The 19,104-nt window shown below is 39.5% G+C and carries 16 protein-coding genes, 3 tRNA genes and 2 pseudogenes; 11 read left to right on the plus strand and 10 right to left on the minus strand.

The features are described from left to right. The 7 genes and pseudogenes from AACQ81_RS15860 to bssS all read left to right on the plus strand — a co-directional run. Positions 1-97, plus strand: a pseudogene (locus AACQ81_RS15860) (IS5/IS1182 family transposase); the annotation flags it as partial. A 295-nt stretch (positions 98-392) separates the two neighbouring features. After that, positions 393-468, plus strand: a tRNA-Asn gene (locus AACQ81_RS15865). Positions 469-589: 121 nt separating this feature from the next. Further along, a protein-coding gene (locus tag AACQ81_RS15870) for an IS1182 family transposase (protein WP_237387902.1) occupies positions 590-2,016 on the plus strand; the annotation gives its coding sequence in 2 pieces (ribosomal slippage) (positions 590-1,157 and positions 1,157-2,016; 1,428 coding nt in all). A 400-nt stretch (positions 2,017-2,416) separates the two neighbouring features. Continuing rightward, a tRNA-Asn gene (locus tag AACQ81_RS15875) sits at positions 2,417-2,492 on the plus strand. A gap of 244 nt (positions 2,493-2,736) precedes the next feature. Then, positions 2,737-2,812: transfer RNA gene (locus tag AACQ81_RS15880), tRNA-Asn, on the plus strand. A gap of 225 nt (positions 2,813-3,037) precedes the next feature. Then, complete coding sequence (gene pyrC, locus AACQ81_RS15885; RefSeq protein ID WP_237387903.1) at positions 3,038-4,090, plus strand: dihydroorotase; 1,053 nt, start codon at positions 3,038-3,040, stop codon at positions 4,088-4,090. Between the two features lie 236 nt (positions 4,091-4,326). Beyond that, on the plus strand, positions 4,327-4,581 hold the full coding sequence (gene bssS, locus AACQ81_RS15890) for a biofilm formation regulator BssS (protein WP_237387904.1): 255 nt from the start codon (positions 4,327-4,329) through the stop codon (positions 4,579-4,581). A gap of 324 nt (positions 4,582-4,905) precedes the next feature. Here the strand turns inward: bssS and trhO are convergent, their stop codons facing one another. Beyond that, positions 4,906-5,964, minus strand: coding sequence for an oxygen-dependent tRNA uridine(34) hydroxylase TrhO (trhO, locus tag AACQ81_RS15895; protein ID WP_237387905.1), 1,059 nt, complete (start codon positions 5,962-5,964; stop codon positions 4,906-4,908). A gap of 431 nt (positions 5,965-6,395) precedes the next feature. Here trhO and AACQ81_RS15900 point away from each other — a divergent pair, with 431 nt between their 5' ends. Then, entirely contained in the window at positions 6,396-7,337 is a 942-nt protein-coding gene (locus AACQ81_RS15900) for a Kdo(2)-lipid IV(A) acyltransferase (RefSeq protein ID WP_237387906.1), read from the plus strand. 361 nt (positions 7,338-7,698) lie between these two features. Here the strand turns inward: AACQ81_RS15900 and AACQ81_RS15905 are convergent, their stop codons facing one another. Beyond that, on the minus strand, positions 7,699-8,232 hold the full coding sequence (locus AACQ81_RS15905) for a hypothetical protein (protein WP_237387907.1): 534 nt from the start codon (positions 8,230-8,232) through the stop codon (positions 7,699-7,701). Positions 8,233-8,407: 175 nt separating this feature from the next. Between AACQ81_RS15905 and AACQ81_RS15910 the strand changes: the two genes are divergently transcribed. Continuing rightward, positions 8,408-9,196: a PhzF family phenazine biosynthesis protein gene (locus AACQ81_RS15910; protein ID WP_237387908.1), complete on the plus strand. Its 789-nt coding sequence runs from the start codon at positions 8,408-8,410 to the stop codon at positions 9,194-9,196. 247 nt (positions 9,197-9,443) lie between these two features. Here the strand turns inward: AACQ81_RS15910 and lldD are convergent, their stop codons facing one another. The 6 genes from lldD to AACQ81_RS15940 all read right to left on the minus strand — a co-directional run bounded on the left by lldD (position 9,444) and on the right by AACQ81_RS15940 (position 15,473). Continuing rightward, positions 9,444-10,586 (minus strand): FMN-dependent L-lactate dehydrogenase LldD, encoded by a 1,143-nt coding sequence (gene lldD, locus AACQ81_RS15915; RefSeq protein WP_237387909.1) that lies wholly within the window; start codon positions 10,584-10,586, stop codon positions 9,444-9,446. Positions 10,587-10,624: 38 nt separating this feature from the next. Continuing rightward, positions 10,625-12,205 (minus strand): L-lactate permease, encoded by a 1,581-nt coding sequence (locus tag AACQ81_RS15920; protein ID WP_237387910.1) that lies wholly within the window; start codon positions 12,203-12,205, stop codon positions 10,625-10,627. Positions 12,206-12,590: 385 nt separating this feature from the next. Then, entirely contained in the window at positions 12,591-13,166 is a 576-nt protein-coding gene (locus tag AACQ81_RS15925; protein ID WP_237387911.1) for an RBBP9/YdeN family alpha/beta hydrolase, read from the minus strand. Positions 13,167-13,397: 231 nt separating this feature from the next. After that, complete coding sequence (locus AACQ81_RS15930; RefSeq protein ID WP_237387912.1) at positions 13,398-14,159, minus strand: thioesterase II family protein; 762 nt, start codon at positions 14,157-14,159, stop codon at positions 13,398-13,400. Between the two features lie 554 nt (positions 14,160-14,713). Then, complete coding sequence (locus AACQ81_RS15935; RefSeq protein ID WP_237387913.1) at positions 14,714-15,166, minus strand: DUF2335 domain-containing protein; 453 nt, start codon at positions 15,164-15,166, stop codon at positions 14,714-14,716. 94 nt (positions 15,167-15,260) lie between these two features. Continuing rightward, positions 15,261-15,473, minus strand: a complete 213-nt coding sequence (locus AACQ81_RS15940; protein ID WP_237387914.1) for a Cro/CI family transcriptional regulator — start codon at positions 15,471-15,473, stop codon at positions 15,261-15,263. A gap of 100 nt (positions 15,474-15,573) precedes the next feature. Between AACQ81_RS15940 and AACQ81_RS15945 the strand changes: the two genes are divergently transcribed. Next, complete coding sequence (locus AACQ81_RS15945; protein WP_237387915.1) at positions 15,574-16,287, plus strand: LexA family protein; 714 nt, start codon at positions 15,574-15,576, stop codon at positions 16,285-16,287. Between the two features lie 15 nt (positions 16,288-16,302). On the opposite strand, the gene AACQ81_RS15950 is transcribed toward AACQ81_RS15945, so the two are convergent. After that, positions 16,303-16,425, minus strand: a complete 123-nt coding sequence (locus AACQ81_RS15950; protein WP_272903104.1) for a hypothetical protein — start codon at positions 16,423-16,425, stop codon at positions 16,303-16,305. 82 nt (positions 16,426-16,507) lie between these two features. Beyond that, positions 16,508-17,389 (minus strand): DNA translocase FtsK, encoded by an 882-nt coding sequence (locus AACQ81_RS15955; protein WP_237387916.1) that lies wholly within the window; start codon positions 17,387-17,389, stop codon positions 16,508-16,510. A gap of 339 nt (positions 17,390-17,728) precedes the next feature. Here AACQ81_RS15955 and AACQ81_RS15960 point away from each other — a divergent pair. Next, positions 17,729-18,634: pseudogene (locus AACQ81_RS15960) on the plus strand (IS630 family transposase). The last annotated feature ends 470 nt before the right edge of the window (positions 18,635-19,104 follow it).

A 19,104-nucleotide genomic window follows, 5' to 3' on the forward strand; every position in this document is an offset into this window, starting at 1 on the left:
AGCAGTAGCTACTCGGTATGACAAATTAGCAAGAAATTATGAAAGTCTCGTTGCTTTGGCATTTTCAATCATGTGGCTCCCTATGTGGGTCGATTGAAACATGTACAACAAAGGTCAACACGCTCTAGTGAAATCAAAAATGACATCAAATACATTATGAAAAAGAAACAAAGCATTTGTTTCTATGATGTGTTTATGCTTACTTGTTCAAAACAATCACCTTATGTTCAGTCCATGATTATGGTAAATAAAAACGCATAAATTCAATAAATTAGTATGATGATGACACAATACGCTTACATAGCAGGCAAACAGTAAGAAAATGGTATTTTTGCGTTGACACTATTTAAGTTCATCGCTAATATTCGCCCCGTTCTCAAGAACGAAGCAATTCCTCCATAGTTCAGTCGGTAGAACGGCGGACTGTTAATCCGTATGTCGCTGGTTCGAGTCCAGCTGGAGGAGCCAAATTCTGGAAAACCCGATTAGCACTGCTAATCGGGTTTTCTCAGATTATTGACAAAGTGCTGGTTTTTTATCCGGCACTTTGCTTTAATCAAATTCCGTTCACCCGACGGAGCTTGCCGCCATGTTAAGAATGCCCCCTCCCCAGACGTTTCCCCCCGAAACACTCTCACTCGATGACCTCGTGCCTCAAAATCACCTGGTTCGCAAAGTCGATGCCGCCGTTGATTTCGAATTTATCCGGGACTTAGTTGCCCCTTTGTATTGCCACAATAATGGCCGCCCGGCGATAGACCCGGTTATGCTGATTAAGATGATGTTACTGATGTACTTATTTGGCATCCCCAGCGAACGCCGGCTGGTGCAGGAAATTCAGGTCAATATGGCCTACCGCTGGTTTTTGCGGCTCGGGCTGACAGAGAAAGTCCCCGATGCCTCCACACTCAGCCAGAATCGGCGGCGCCGATTCAACCATTCCGATGTGTTCCAGCACATTTTCGACACCATTGTCGAACAGGCTATCGGTCGAGGTTTTGTCGGCGGCCGGGAACTTTATACAGACAGCACGCATCTGAAAGCCAGTGCCAATCCCCATAAATCCGACAGTATTCTGCGTCCCGTTCCTCCGGGCGCTTATCTGGATGAGTTGGAAAAAGCGGTGAATGAAGACCGGGCTCAGTCCGGAAAAAAAGCCTGAAGCCAGCCCATAAGGAACGGCAAAGACAGACCAAAGTCAGTACGACTGACCCGGAAAGCGGATTTATGCACCGGACGAACAAACCCAAAGGATTCTTCTACCTCGACCCCCGTACCGTGGACGGAAAAACCAATATTATTCTGGATACCTATGCCACAGCGGGCAATGTCCACGACAGCCAGCCCTTGATAGGGCGTCTGAAGCGTCAGCTGGCGCGTTTCCCACTGAATCCCGTCGCTATCGTCCTGGATGCGGGCTATTTTACGGCGCCGGTTTGCCACCTGACCCTGGAAATGGGTCTGGTACCGGTTATCAGTTATCGACGCCCCAACAAAGGGCAAAATCTCTTTCAAAAGAAACAATTTATTTATGATTTTCAACAGGATTGCTATGTTTGCCCGCAGGGCGAAAAGCTGATTTATACCACCACTGGCCGTCAGGGATACCGTTATTACCGGACGGCCGCGGGGATTTGCCAGCATTGCCCACTGCGGGCGGCCTGTACCCGGGCGAAAAAGGGAAAAACCATCACCCGGCATATCTGGGAAACGAGCAAAGAAAAGGCCAGGGAGATCCGTTTGAGTCCGTGGGGTAAAAAAGTGCACAAGCGACGAAAAGAAACGATAGAGCGGAGTTTTGCGGATGCGAAGCAGCATCACGGGCATCGTTATGCTCATTTTCGCGGGTTGCAGAAAGTTCAGATACAGTGCCTGTTGGCGGCGGCAGCACAAAATATCAAGAAGATAGCCTTACTGGTGGCGGCACTTTATTGGCTTTATCTGTGGCTCACCCGTGAATGTATTGGGGCAGAAAGCCAACCCTGTGCAGAAAAAGGGCGTATCGGGGATCAATAAGGAAAAATCGGCAGATAATGAGTGATAATGAAGGCGACAAACCCCGTTACTTTCAACGAGGTTTGTCAGCGGTCTGGGAAAACCCGATTAGCACTGCTAATCGGGTTTTCTATTTCTAATAAACCCAAAACTTTCTTTTATCACTACCACTTTATAATTTCGTTGTATTTTCGTCCTTCCACTCACTTATGTTTCCTCATCCTCCAATGCTCAGATTTATCCACAAGGAATAAATACCGTATCTTGAAATTCATAAGATTGCATTACACATGCTAAAAATACAGACATGATCAAAAACAACACAATAAGAACATATTTTCAGCAATCAAACAGTTGTCATTATTTTCTGCTTTGACAAATGTAAAAAGTGCCGTTAATATTCGTGCCACTTAAACGGAGTTCCTCCATAGTTCAGTCGGTAGAACGGCGGACTGTTAATCCGTATGTCACTGGTTCGAGTCCAGTTGGAGGAGCCAAATATTCTAAAGAGCCTGATTAGTTTTACTAATCAGGCTCTTTGCTATTCCTCTTCCACTTTTTATCTTTTCTCCATCTTTCTGTTTGCACATGATATCTTTATTTTCTGCTTTCCCTCAAATGAGCAGTAAAAAGACAAAAAAACAGATACAGTATACATTGCAGGCAATTAAACAATTATTGGTATTTTCTGCTTTGACAAACGGTAAGAGTACCGTTAATATGCACCCGTCTTGAAGGAGTTCCTCCATAGTTCAGTCGGTAGAACGGCGGACTGTTAATCCGTATGTCGCTGGTTCGAGTCCAGCTGGAGGAGCCAAATTCAATTCACCCTCGTGTTGTTACTTCTATTTTTTCTTTTTTGATATGATAATTCCTCTGAATACCCTAACACAAAAAATTAAAATTCTAATTACAAAAAATTCATAGAAATCTATCATTCAATAATAGCTATTTGGCTATTTTCTCTTTATCATCCTCCTCCGGCTTAAGGAATGCTGAATCAGCATCCATCATTTTTCATCTATATTCTGGAGCCGGTTCCATGACCACTGAATCATACACAATTAAAATCCGCCGTCCTGACGACTGGCATGTCCATTTCCGCGATGGTGATATGCTAAAAACTATCGTCCCCCATACCAGCCGTTTCTTTGGCCGAGCTATCGTCATGCCTAACCTTGCCCCTCCAGTGACAGATGTAGCCAGTGCCAAAGCCTACAAAGATCGGATAAGTGCAGCAACTCCATCAGATCACCATTTCCAGCCTCTTATGACTTGTTATCTGACTGACTCAACAGACAATACCCAGATTGAAGTTGGCTACAGCGAAGGGGTTTTCACTGCCTGTAAACTTTACCCAGCCAATGCAACAACTAATTCCAGCCACGGTGTTTCTGATATCAAGAAAATCTATCCTTTATTGGAAACCATGGAAAAAATAGGAATACCTTTACTGATCCATGGTGAAGTCACCGCTGCTCATATTGATATTTTTGACCGTGAAGCTAGATTTATCGAACAGGTAATGGAACCATTACGTAAGCAATTTCCTGGACTGAAAGTTGTTTTTGAGCATATTACAACTAAAGAAGCTGCTGAATACGTTCTTGAAGGAGACGACAACTTAGGTGCAACTTTGACACCACAGCACTTGATGTTCAACCGGAATCATATGTTGGTTGGTGGTATTCGCCCCCACCTTTACTGCTTACCTGTACTGAAACGCAATATTCATCAGGAAGCTCTGCGAGCGGCAGTTACCAGCGGCTGTAACCGATTTTTCCTGGGGACAGATTCGGCCCCACATGTGCTACACCGTAAAGAATCATCTTGCGGTTGTGCGGGAGTTTTCAATGCACCTACAGCTTTGGCTGCTTACGCTACTGTTTTTGAAGAGTTAGAAGCAATGGAACATTTTGAATCTTTTTGCTCTCTAAATGGCCCTTCCTTTTATAATCTTCCCATTAACGAAGGGTTTATCGAACTTACACGTAAACCTACACAAGTCGTTGAATATATTGAGTGTGGAGATGAGAAATTAATCCCCTTCCTCGCCGGAGAAGATGCTGGATGGGATGTCAAAGTATGTAAGTAATTTTTTCACTGACTTCCGTGCGGAAATTATTCTTTATTTCCGCGTAGTTATCCTTATTTATAAGGTTCAGGAATAACTTACAATGATTTCTATCAGTGATAAAGTGAAAAATTCTGCTTTTTTCGCTTCTTTGATTGCTAAAAAGGTTTATACTGCTATTGGCTCGTCTTAGATGAGATCTTTTGCTCTTAGTCAATTATATCAATAGTGATGCTGTAGTCTGATTAGGAGGTTATATGGATAGAAAAAATGAAATAATTCAAACTCATCCTGTTGTAGGTTGGGATATCAGTACTGTTGACGCCTATGATGCCATGATGCTCCGTCTTCATTACTCATCTTCCGAAGCTCAACCACCAGAGAATGTCAGTGTCGACAAAACATTATGGTTAACAACGGGTGTTGCAAAGCAACTCATCCTTATTTTACAGGCTGGGATTGAAAAGATAGAAGCCTCAGAATATAGTCAGCTCGATTACATTAAACATTAGCTTTAACAATAGATTTCAACACTTCAAAAAAATTCGGACACTCAACCCCTTGAGTGTCCAGCAAGATTCAACACATACAACTCTCTTTTTAATTATCAGGAAAATAGAATTATCTACTACTGGATGTTAAGAACTGATATCCATAGTATCGCCAAATATTAAAAATCAGTAATAGTACAGTTTATTCTCATAAAAAGCATATTATATAAAAATCAAGCGCTTCTGACAAAATAGAGAAGATTCCCGCAGGTCACATAGATATCTACGTGACCTGCGGGAATAAATACAGTCAACCAAACTTAAACTTGAAAGACGACGGGTATATTACTTAATGGATTGCAGTGAAGTTATATTTAAGCCATCATTTAACCGATAACGGGACTTATTAAAAATCTTAGTTCCATTTTCTCTTCCTGCCCGACGAGCACGTTGTTCTTCTTCAGGAAGCTTCATTTCTTCACGACAAACATTACTACAACAGCCCTCGAAACGTTCCGCGCAAGATGGGCATTGGATAAATAGCAGGTGACAGCCATCATTTTTACAATTGATATGACTATCACATAGCGCACCACACTGATGACAGTGTGCAATGATTTCTTCAGAAATGCGCTCACCCATTCGCTCATCAAAAACAAAGTTTTTACCAATAAAGCGAACCGGTAACTCTTGTTCTTTCGCTTTACGGGCATATTCAATAATGCCGCCCTCTACGTGGTAGACTTTGTTAAAACCGTTATGCAACATATAAGCACTGGCTTTTTCACAACGAATGCCACCAGTGCAATACATCACGATATTTTTATCTTTGTTGTCCTTCAGCATGTCTACTGCCATTGGCAACTGTTCACGAAATGTATCTGAAGGAATTTCAATTGCGTTTTCGAAATGCCCTACTTCATATTCGTAGTGGTTACGCATATCGACAAAGACGGTTTCAGGATCATCCAGCATTTGGTTAACCTGTTCCGCTTTAAGATATTCGCCCGTCTTTGATGGATCAAAAGTTTCATCTTCAATACCATCAGCAACAATACGCTCACGTACTTTCATTCGTAGTACCCAGAATGACTTACCGTCATCTTCCAGAGCAATATTAAGGCGCAGGTTGCGTAACGCAGGATCAGTTTCATCCAATAATGCTTTTAAGGCATCAACATTTTTGGAGGGCACACTGATTTGTGCATTGATACCTTCTTTGGCGATATAAACTCGCCCAAAAACAGACAACTCAGTGAATTTACGATAAAAACTATCGCGAAAAAACTGTGGTTCGGCGATGGCAAAATATTTATAAAAAGAGATAGTCGTGCGCGGCTCAACTTCAGCCAACATGTGCTCTTTCAGCTCTTTATTAGAAATACGGTTGTGTAACACTGGCATGGTGTTCAGAATATCCTCGTAGTTCATTGATATTTATGATTTTATGTCTTTCTATGCCCACAAAGTGGACACGCTGGACCATTATCGACAATTTTTAACCAGAAATCCCAAGCACACACTTGGGATTTCTTATTTTCTACAATATTACTTTTTCTTGTGACCTAGATCTATCAATCCGTACCATGAATCTACTAAAACCTCAAAACTAACTTGCCTATCACTGTAAGGACAGGAATCGACGCTCTTTGACATCGATATCAAAGTCAGTGATATCATAGTGAAAATGGCCTCCAGCCCATCATGATTTACGTTCTTTTATCCAAACAATCTAAATCAAATATTTGAATATCAGGCAAGGGAATATCATAATCATGCCAATATTACTCTTAGGGCCTATCTTGTAGGTGCCTGACAAAACATACTGAAAACACATGATACAAGCACCCTCTTTTCATCGTTCATTTTTACACCCCCGTTACTGGCTGACTTGGCTAGGTATCGGCATACTTTATTTATTGGTTTTACTTCCTTATCCCGCGATTTACTGGATGGGTACTCGGTTGGGGCGGCTTTCACAACGTTTTTTGAAAAAACGTGCCAAAGTTGCTGAACGTAATCTGGCACTCTGTTTTCCTGAAATGTCACCAAAAAAACGGCATGAATGGCTGGTCAAAAATTTTGAATCTGTTGGTATGGGTCTGTTTGAAACCGGAATGGCCTGGTTCTGGCCTGACTGGAGAGTCAAACGCTGGTTTAAAATCACCGGACGGGAAAACATTCAAAAAGTGCAGTCCGAAGGCCAAGGAATTATCGTTATTGGGATTCATTTTCTAACATTAGAATTAGGGGCACGTATCTTTGGGATTCTGAACCCGGGCATTGGAGTTTATCGCCCAAATGACAATCCAGTCATGGATTGGCTGCAAACCTGGGGACGACTACGCTCTAATAAATACATGCTGGACAGAAAAGATGTTAAGGGGATGATCCGCTGTCTGAAAAACGGCGAAATTGTCTGGTATGCGCCTGATCATGATTATGGCCCACGCAACAGCGTTTTCGCTCCGTTATTTGCTGTTAAGCATGCTGCAACCACAACAGGCACTTCAATTCTCGTCCGTTTGTCCAATCCTGCATTAATCCCTTTTACTCCTCACAGGTTGCCTGATGGCAAAGGCTATGAATTAATTATCCAAGCTGCTGTAAAAGGTTTTCCTCTAAAGAATGAAGTAGAAGCAGCAACATTTATTAATAAGGTAATTGAGCAGGAAATTATGCAATCACCTGAACAATATATGTGGCTACATCGTCGCTTCAAGACACGCCCTGAAGGGATGCCATCCCTATACGGTGATAACGATAATATCCACTAATACAAATCATTTGATAACTAATTTCTAAAAAAATACTATAAATCAGTAAATTAGAAAAAATATAATCTGAAATAACAATATTATGGTTGGTGCTGGAGCTTTGACGTCGATGGATTGGGAATACTGATAGCGCTGCTGATTTTTCGCTTTGCAACCATGACGGATCCCTATCACGTATGTGCGGATAAGCCATCTTCGTTATACTGAGATGGCTTTACTTTTATGTAAACTCAATGAAAACGAGATTGGGCGGTTTCGATACAATTTTATCAAGCTGAAGTAGATCCACAGTTGGACTTACTTCAACCTGAATCGACTCATTTCCCCTGATGCAGCGCTCAATCTGATAATCATCGGTATTCTAATAAAAACCACAAGCATCAGAAATATCAGCATAGGAATAGCCATTTCCTTTTTCCTTTTCTAATTTCTGTCTGGTTTCTCTATAGCATCGGCGTTTATGTTTTTTGAAATTCTGCATAGTGTGTACCGTGCTCATATGAGTAGAAGGAGAAATTGTCCACTTTCTCTCTTCCGAATCGTAATTGAATTGTGCCATAACGTGTGGCTGGCTCATATGAGAAGAGATTTTCCACCTTTCCTTATCCCAATCGTAAGGGAATGGCGAAGGTTGTTTCTGTTCAAATGTATTGTGTTTAAACCTATTCTGGTATTCCTGACGTTCATTCTCCCGTTTCTCAGCCAAGGCATTATCAGAAGCCAGTTTTTCCATATTCCAGTCTTTGTGATCCAACTGGTTTCTTTTTTTCAGATACTCTTCTGAAGGTTTGTTATCAGCAGGTATAGCGCTTTTGTAGCCTAAATCCAATGCCAGAGCCTGAGAAAAACACACTGACAAAATAAAAAACAGGAAAGGAGATCCTTTGATTTTCATATTATTCCCTATTGTAATTATAACAAATAATTATTATTTAATAGTCATTATCACCTAAGGTCAATACCAAAATATTTGTATATTTTGCATTCAGACAATATAACTCTTTACAAATAAAAGCATTTTAAACATTCTGTATTCTATTCCCCATTGAAAAAAATAAAGTGAAACCCTGATGCATTCATACCCGATTTACCAAGTAGATGCTTTTACAGAAAAACTGTTTTCCGGCAATCCCGCTGCTGTTGTCTTATTGGATAAATGGCCGACAGATGAAATATTAGTTTCCATTGCCGCGGAAATCGGTCTCCCCGAAACGGCTTTTCTGGTAGAAGACCAACTTCGCTGGTTTACACCTAGAACCGAAGTCGATTTATGTGGACACGCAACATTGGCGACTGCATTTGTTCTGATAGAACATAGAAACTATCAGAGTAACCAGCTCACTTTCCAAAGCAACTCCGGTGAACTTCGTGTTTCTCATCAAAATGGAATTTTTACACTGGATTTCCCTGCCGTCGATTGCCATGATGAAAAGGCACTTATCCCGATTATGCAAGAAGCCTTGAGACAAAACGTCCTTGAAGTCCTTATCTCACGAGATCGCTACATTTGTGTACTAGACTCTGTTGAACAAATCATCGGTACCCAACCTCACTTTGATAAAATCGCTACCCTTTCCTTACCAGGGCTTGCCATTACTGCTATTGGTGATTCATCTGCTGATTTTGTTTCACGCTATTTCTCTCCCGCAAAAGGCGTCAATGAAGATCCTGTCACGGGTTCCAGCCATTGTGTTTTAGCTCCTTTTTGGGGAAAACGGCTCAATAAAACCGAACTCCGGGCTCGTCAATTATCCGAACGAGGAGGTGAATTATTATGCAGAATAGATGGCGATCGTGTTTATCTGACAGGAAAAGCAACACTCTTTTCATATGGGCAGATATTGCTCGAAAACGTGTAGAACATAATTTTTATATAAAAAATAATAAAACCAACATGATTAATGAAATAAAATAATCTTAAAGATATTGATAACTGTCTAACTACTTCTCGGGCAAATTAGTCGTTATCATATTCACTTGACTGAAAACCCCCACGGGCAGCCAGATAAACCTGAATGACAGGAATATCGCTCCGTAGGGATAAAGCTAATAGGAATACAGTCAGCAGAATAAATTCTGCTGACTCACAATGGCTACCATTGTCCATTAAGCCTGATGTCGTACCAACAATTCTGAATTAATTTCTGAGATTGATTTTGCTCCAGTTAACATCATCGCCACTCTCATCTCTTTATCAATCAGATCCAACAGATTGAAAACCCCCGCCTCACCTGCCGCTGCCAGCGCATAAACAAAAGCACGCCCTAACAAAACACTATCGGCTCCCAGAGCAAGCATTCTCAGTACATCCAATCCGGTTCGTATACCAGAATCGGTAAGGATGGTAATGTCATTTTTTACTGCATCGGCAATTGAGGGTAAAGCCCGTGCCGTTGACAGGACACCATCAAGCTGACGCCCGCCGTGGTTAGATACTACAATGCCATCTGCGCCAAAACGTACAGCATCTTTAGCATCTTCAGGATCAAGAATGCCTTTAATAATCATTGGCCCTTTCCAGAGATCACGGATCCATTCCAAATCTTTCCATGAAATAGAAGGATCAAAATTACTTCCCAACCATCCCATATAATCTTCCAGTTTGATTGGCTTGCCGCGATATACAGAAATATTACCAAGATCATGTGGCTTGCCCCGAAGCCCCACATCCCATGCCCAACGCGGGTGGGTCATCGCTTGCAAAATACGTCGCATGGCAGCATTCGGGCCACTCATACCAGAATGCGCATCACGATAACGTGCTCCGGGAACTGGCATATCAACCGTAAACACCAGATTCTTAACACCCGCAGCTTGTGCCCTTTCCAGCACATTACGCATAAAACCACGATCTTTCAGTACATAAAGCTGAAACCATATCGGACGATCAATCGCAGCAGCCACTTCTTCAATCGGGCATATTGATACCGTCGACAAAGTAAATGGAATTCCCTTTTTAGCCGCAGCACGTGCAGCCTGCACTTCACCACGACGCGCATACATTCCCGATAATCCCACAGGTGCCAGCGCCACAGGCATTGAGACTTTTTCTCCGAACAGACTGGTTTCCAGACTCAATTCAGACATGTCTTTCAATACACGTTGGCGTAACTCAATATCCGATAAATCTGTGGTATTACGTTTAAGGGTATGCTCTGCATAGGCTCCACCATCAATATAATGGAATAAAAAAGGCGGTAACTTAGCCTGTGCTGCCGCTCGATAATCAGTTGAAGCGGAAATAATCATAATATGCACCTTATTGTTGAAAAATTATTCGCACATTTTCAGGATGCCAGAATTAAGGCCATGACAGCCGCAATTCCCCCATAAACCAGCATTGGTAAAACCGTCTTTTTCATAATCTGACCTTCAACATTGGAGATCCCTAAAATAGAACAAACAGCAATAATATTATTCAGACAAATCATGTTGCCCATAGCACCGCCAACAGATTGTAAGGCCAGCATTAGATTGATATTTATTCCATTGCTTAACGCAATGGAATGCTGGATCCCTCCAAATGTCAGATTAGAAACCGTATTAGAACCCGAAAAGAAGGAGCCCAGCGCCCCCAGAAATGAAGAAAACAAAAGCCAACCCTCCCCAGTCATTGAAGCCAGTGCTTTGCCAATAATAATAACTGGTGAATTTTCATCCCCAATCATCATCATATTGACCATTATTAATGCACCAAATAACGCAATAAATGGCTTGAAAATCCCTGAGGCCGTCTCACAAAACATCTGTTTGACCTGATGGCGATTCAATTGAAACAATGGAATGCACATCAATACTACCAATAGAAATGGAACAATTGCGGGCACATATAACATTTTATAGCCGGCAGAAGCTGACGTGCCTAATACTTGTTGCAAACTGATAATTAAAGATTTACTGATAATCAAATCACCCAACCATCCTAAATTCAATTGCCAAGCAATTTCAGCGTTATTTAATAGTTCTTTGATCCCCAATTGATAAATACGGGTAATAACTAAAATCACAATTAATAACATAGTTGGCATCATGGCTTTGACTATCTTGTTAAAAGGGACAGATTGCACAGAGTATCTCCTTTCATAATGTCTTATGCCGATACCCAAGCGAGCGAGTAATACTGATAAAGCCAAACCAATCGCTCCTCCTATTAGTGCAGGAAATTCATAATTGACCTGAGCCAATAATAAGTAAGGCACTGTGCAACTTAAAATGCTCAAAAAAATAAATAAGATGTTTTGGCGGATTTCCTGCCACGACACAATAAATCTCAATGCCAATAGTGGAATAACCAAACCAGCAACAAAATGGATCAATGCACTCAATCGACCAATTTCCAATAAATTATCATCAGGCAGCCCAAGATTGGCAAAACCAAACCAAGTCGGCGTTCCTACTGCCCCGAAAGAAACAGGAACTGAGTTCATTACCAAAGTCAGTAAAACCACCCTCAATGGATTAAACCCTAAACCTACCAATATAGGAGCAGCAATCGCAGCTGGTGTTCCAAAACCACTGGCACCTTCAATCATAAAAGCAAAAGCCCAGCCAATGATCATCAACTGAGCTACAGGATTAGGACTGATATTTTCTAACCAATTGCGTACAATATCTTCAGCGCCACTAATTTGCATCAATTTACTCAGTAAAATCGCGCCTAAAATAATCGTGACAGGAGTAAAAACAGCAATCAACGCCGTTATGATATTGGCATGTAATAATCTCGGTTGAACCCCAAACCAAAATACTTGCATGAAATAAACAATAAGCGCAGTCAGGGGTAAAGCAATATAGGATGGAATACCATTACGTTTGGTCATCATCCAAATCAGCAGAATAATCGGAGAGATACTAAAAAACAGGGGCATAAAATCCTCAGAGAGCTGTTTTTATCGGCCAAAAAATTTTAATTAAAAGTGAATTTTGTATAACAAAACCATTATAATCACACTTTTTCTCAGACTCATACTCTGTGATTTTTTGATAGTCAGAAATAATATAACTTTATAACAACTCATTTTTATTAAATAAAATATTTAAAAATCACTTGAATTCACATATTAAGCTAGCGTCATAGACGAGGTGAATGAGTGGGTATTACTTTAAATAACTCACTGGTCTTTTATATTTAATATATAAAAACTCTCAATTCTCCAGATCAAGATTAAAAGCTAGAAAATTGAGAGAATATCATTTTTTATTCTTAGAACCGAAAGCTCTATATTATTACTCTGACACCATCATTTTTAGGGCTTAATAAACAGGTAACAGACGAGTAAAACCGTCTCTATCAAGAAAATGACCTCCATTATCAATGGTAATCACTTTAGTTTGCAACGATTGAGCCAAAGCATGAGAAGATTGTGGAGAAACAATCTCATCATTAGAGGAAATGATTGAAATACGGTGTTCTGTTATTTCTCGCAAAAAAGCATGATCTAACGGCTCAGCGGTAAAAGAATCCAGTTCTGGTAAAGTAACTTGAGGTGAGTCACACCCTGCAACCAGAATATATCCGCCAATATGAAGAGAAGCTGAACGTATGACCTCTAAATGTCTCAGAACAGTAATACACCCGAGGCTATGGCCAATAAAAATTGTATTGCTATCTACCTGTGGCGCAATATCCATCATCATCTTAGCCCATGCTTCAGGTTTCGGTGCTAACGATTCAGGCATCGCAGGTATGATAACCTCTGCGCCTTGTTCAGTCAGTATCTCTTTTAACCAAGGGAACCAATGCAATGAAGGTGATGCAGTATATCCATGAATAATAATTACTTTCTTTCCAGAAAACAGCTCATTGTTCTTTATTTTTTCTAACGTCATTGACTTTATCCTGCTGAATAATACACCGATTTTATTGGGATAAAACTTGACCTTATTAATAACTTATAAACAACATAAGTCAATAACATATTGATTAACTATTGGTTGATAAATACCAAATCATTCAACTAGGTAGATATTTCACTCGTATTATCATTCTATTAATTTCAGATCCTCTGAGTAAATAAAGAACACCGCTCGCTTAACAAACAATCCTCAGAAGTGATAACGCTAAATTTGTTCAACTAATTCTCTGGCCCGTTTTTCAAGCCAAGGGAGTACTGCATCATTAGTAAACAAATAAAAATGCCCTCCGGTAAAAATTTGTTGTTCTATTGATGCAGGCAATACATTCCACCATCCCTCCAAACGGGAAACAGGAACTCTGTTGTCCTGAGATCCACCTATGACATGAGTTTGGGTATTAATTTTCCCTTTTGGTAATCGAGATAAAGAATTAAGTAAAACCAAATCATTTTTCATTGTTCTTATTAAATAATTACGTAACTCAGGGTTAGCAAGAACATCTGAGGGTGTTCCTTCACATTGCTCAATGACATCCAATACATGAGTATCAGAATATTCCTCACTTGGGCTATTTTTAAAACTTTCTGGATCGACAAAAGCACGGGCAGAAAGAATTAGCGCTAAATTTTTTTCAGGTATTTCACTCTCAATTTTACGAGCAACTTGATAAGCAAGCTCTGCACCTAAACTGTGACCAAACAATAGCAAAGGTTTATCCTCTCCTAGCCTTAAACGTTTTATTGAGGCAAGAATATCAGACAGTACAGTACCAGCATCTGTCTGGAAAGGTTCCGACATTCGCATTCCCCTGCCCGGAAGTTCCAAAAAATAGACTTCAATAGACTCCGACAATTTGTTAGCTAATTCCATATAGGAAAAACAAGAACCTCCAGCGTGGTGTAAAAATACCAACTGTACTTTAGCTTTCGGCCTTTTGATCGCAGAAAATAAAACTGAATCAAGCAAGATTAAGTTCCTTTGGTCGTATGGATAACTTTAGATGAAGTTCATTAAATATAGAGTAATAACTATTAGTTTCTTTTTCTATAACAGAATAAATTTATTAAATTACAATTCTTAATTAGCTGAGAGTAGAGCATAGATAAGGTATTACCCCCTTTTCAGCTCAACCCAGCTGGTTTTGGAGCCTATCCAATCAAGCTCCAAGTTTTAACTTATGCCTTTAATCTCTCACGTACAGCCATCAATGCAAATCCCAGTAAATTCAGTCGATTACATGTCAAAGGAAAAAGATATTTCAGTTTCTTTCCTGATTGGTGAAAATCACATACAGTTTTAATATCCATATTAACTCTCTATTACACGCTAATTTATTTTTAATACACAAGCATTTCCTCTATCATACAATTTTTTTTATATTTGTCGATGAATTCCATGCCAGTTTGATTGACATAGAGTAAGAACCATGGAGATAAATTTGAACAAAAATAACAGCTATAAAAAATAGTAAGTCAAAATAGTTACATATTCTCTGAGCCACTTTCTGTAGTGATTTAATGTCATGCAATATTTAATTTTCGCCCTATAACAAACACAGCAACCAATCCAACTAAATCAATAGTGATTAAAGTACCAGCAAACAAAATTTCACCTTTAAAAGCAAAAACAGTCGCAATCATTAAGATAAACATAGCAATGAAGAAACCCATCCATTGCCCTCTTTTATCCCGGTTAATCAGGCCATCAAGCGATTTTTTCTGTTTTTCATGTTGAAAAAGTTGCTCTTTCTCTCTCAGAGAGAATATTCTTTCTGTACACCCCGGTAAGATTGACTCATAATTTTTTAATACTTCTGGTGATGGAAGTAAGTCAAAATAACAAGAATACTCTCTATTTTCGAATAAATATTCATTTGATGAATCAGTTTCTAAAGTATCACGATAATCGTTTGCAGGCATGATATCCAGGATACTCCCTATCATTCTCAAATAGTGGTAAATGTTAGAATTCATGTTTTCTCCCAAGCAATATACACAAAAAACATCTTAATAAAATCAGTGACATCACTAAACTCAATCTATAATAGAGATGAATTAGTCATCCTTCTTATATTTCCTCTACCCGTAATACAGCCTGTTTTTGGCTAGGAAATGGGCGGCATTCTTCAGCTTTATAAGTTCCATCTTCCTGACGAATTAAAAATATTTTACGGCCTGATCTCAATGCCTTACTTATCGCAGTCTGGTGAACACCAACCAAACCTGCTGTTTTAGCTTGGCCATTTAGCTTTACATATTCTGATAATGGAATTTTTTCCATAAGTTTCCTCCTGTATATCTCAAAATAATATCTAAAGTACTAAATATTTCAATACTTTTAGTATTTATCATTTTAATAGCGTTGGTATTAAAATGCTTTCATGAAAAAGAAACTCACAGCAGAACAACTTGCAGATGCCAAACGCTTAAAAGAGCTATTTGAATCCAAGAAAAAACAGCTCGGCATCTCTCAGGAAACGCTTGCAGAAGAAATTGGCAAGACTCAAAGTGCAATTTCACACTATCTCAACGGCATAAACGCACTTAATCTGGAGATGGCAACTTATTTTGCCCAAAAATTAGGGGTTCAGATTGCAGATTTCAGTCCATTATTAGAGAAACAAGCCAGAAAACTTGTTACTGTTCTCTATGGTGATAATGTTGCATTTTCTGACCATCCACAACTTCAAAAACAATACCCATTACTTGACTGGGCAAGTGCAGGCCATTGGTGTGAAGAACCCGGGACTACATACAATTCAAATCGTATTGAAAAGAGTTATGAAACTGTTGTCGAATGTTCACAGCGTGCTTTTTGGCTGGAAGTAAAAGGTGATTCGATGGCTTCCCCAAATGGATTAAGCATACCATCAGGCATGATCATTTTAATTGATCCAGAAATAAAGCCTACAATCAACAAGTTAGTCGTCGCAAAACTGGATGGGGAAAAAGAACTGACTTTTAAGCAATTGATTACTGAAGGATATGATAAGTTTTTGAAGCCACTGAATCCGCAATATAATATGATCCCTCTCAACAATCATGTACATATTGTGGGGGTTGTTGTGGAGGCAAAGGTTGATAAACTACCTTAAGCCACTTATGCCCCTTTAAAAGATAAGAGTAGGGTAGCGCTTTTGGAACATTAAGGGATCTTTGTCTATTGCTCTTAACAGGGCTTTAGCTGGCCCTGTTGTTTCCCATCTCCCTTGTTCCCAGTGTCGCTTTTTCATACCATCCTCTCTTTTTTGCGGTAATCATAACAGTTGATTGCTAAGAATAATTACAAAGAAAAGCCCCATAAGGAGTTTTATGTCACCATCTCACCTCAATTGCATTCATTTTATTGTTTACCATGTTAACTAACACATCAAAACCTGACAAATATTGTATGGGGTCACACTTAGCTATGTTTTTGATTGGTAGCCACTCAAATTTCTCTCTATTGAGCCTAGCATTAATCAGATAACAGTCATCTTCATCACCAGTATCGTGATTAAATATTTGTGAATAACCAGCCGTCACGACAAATTGAACTTCTGGACACACTCTGAAAGCTATGCCGGATACACGAAGGATCACAGCGTGAACATGCCTCGTGTAATCATAAAAATATTCCTCAGCGGTTTTCAAGCGCTCGCCATTAGAGACTGGTGTGTCTTCTATTTCCGGCAGGTCTACATCAATGAATAACGTGCTTATTTCTTCATCATAATGGAAGGCGACTATGGTTTCTCTTGACCAATATGATGACAGGTAAGCATGCTTTAACCTGTCATCGATAGAACCAAGACTCACTGAATTGTATTTGTCGAGGTCATTGTGAATATCAATGATAAATTCGGGTTTCTCAGAAAAGCCTCGATTGTAAAAATATTGATAAATTATCGCTTTACCTTTATCTAGCTTTAAAACATTCGTGTACCTATCTCTTGGAACATGGTCTTCATTATGTTTCACTGAACTAACCTCACGCCATTCTAATCTTGTAGGAAAACCAAATACATTTCGATTACCATCATAATCACTTCCTGATATAACCTTAGTCAGTTCCAACTCATTGATTAACCTGTTTGCTCTTTGCCATTCGATATCAAATTCTCTTTGTATTTCTTCTATTGATACACAGTTTTTTCTGACAACAAAATCAACCGCCTGCCAATATAATGGATCTAGCCCCAGAGATTTGGATTTCATAACTATCCTCAGCAATTTAATTTACCTTCAGGAGATTAACAAATAAACGCCAAAAACCTCACTCAAGAGGCATAGTTTGTGATCTGTATTGCAAGGTCGTCTGAGTCCGTGGGCTAATGAGCCAACTCAAATTAAATGATAAGATAATGTTTAGGCATTAACGCAATATGATTCATACCAACAAATCGAAGCCTCACTCAAAAAACTTACTAAAAAATAAAACACCAGCGGGGCTGGATTGTTATTCTTCCCACTCTACGGGGATACACTACATCCATCTATACCAATCGTAATTGAAGATGCTTGATTTTTAACTCGATCCAGAACATGATTTCGCCCATGAAAATTAATCTGACAAATGACCAAAAGAAAGCCCTCGAATTGATGCATGATACGACTCGTGACGGACGTGTGCGTGACCGCATCAAGGCTGTGCTTTTGGCCTCAGAAGCAACTGTCTTGAACACGATTTTTATGGCGGTATCTGATGATACGAATCATTCCATTCTTCATCTTTTCTAATCATCGCATTGGCAGGTGTCATTGACTGTCGCCGGAATGACGAAATGGCTTCACCGTCAGGGATTCAGTTACAAAAAACCGATGGGCACCCCGCATAAATTCGATGCGGATAAACAACAACAGTTTATCGAGCACTACAACACACTGAAAGAAGAATGCGCCCAAAATAATGAACCCATTTTATTTATTGATGCCGTACATCCTACTCAGTCCACAAAACTCAGTCACGGCTGGATGAAGCGTGGAAGAGAAAATGCCAAAGTGATTGAAACAACTGGCAGCCGCACCCGCCTCAACATCATGGGCGCCCTCAATTTGCAACGAATTGAAGAGACGGTTATTCGTGAATATCCGACGATTAATGCAGAAAATGTGGTGCTTTTTTTCGGCGAAATCCGGAAAACCTATCCTCTTTCGCAACGGATTCACATTATTCTGGATGGAGCCGGTTATCACCGCACCGAATGAGTGCAATTTTTTGCCGAGGTATTGAATATACAATTGCATTATCTGCCCCCTTACAGCCCTAATCTCAACACGATTGAACGATTATGGAAGTACGCGAATGAGCAAGTACGAAATAATGTCTATTTCCCAGATGCAAAAACATTCCGGGGAACACTTCGTCACTTTTTTCATGTCACCTTGCCAACAAAAGCACAGGAATTGGCTACCCGGTTGACTGATAACTTCCAGACTCTAAAACCTGCATCTTCAAGTTAATTGCGTATATAATCAAAGAAGCATCAACACGCTTTACCATAAAGTTATGTTGCTCTCCTGATACGAGTATAAAAAATCTTAATCTATTATTATCACTATAAAAGTACCAAACCTACTAAGGTTATTCATTTTATAAATTAAATTGTGAAATGAATCACAAAAGGAATTCAATAATTAGGTGCAGGATGACGATATAATATTTCCACTCTTATTGTTTTCACATAATAATGGATAAACACTATTAACATAAAAACCAACATCTTCACAATATTGTAATAATATATTTCATCATATGATTTACTTAAATAAATAATTATAATGTAAATAGTATTTTTTCTCTATTTAAGTTAATCAGATAAATTATCTGCATTACTGTGATAATCGATAACACGATAACCTGACTTTCTGCCTGTTCTTATGAAATCGAAGATAATACTTTCTGAGCCTGAACGAATAACATTGCAACAACT

Source organism: Xenorhabdus sp. Sc-CR9 (assembly GCF_963897815.1).
Lineage (GTDB): Bacteria > Pseudomonadota > Gammaproteobacteria > Enterobacterales > Enterobacteriaceae > Xenorhabdus.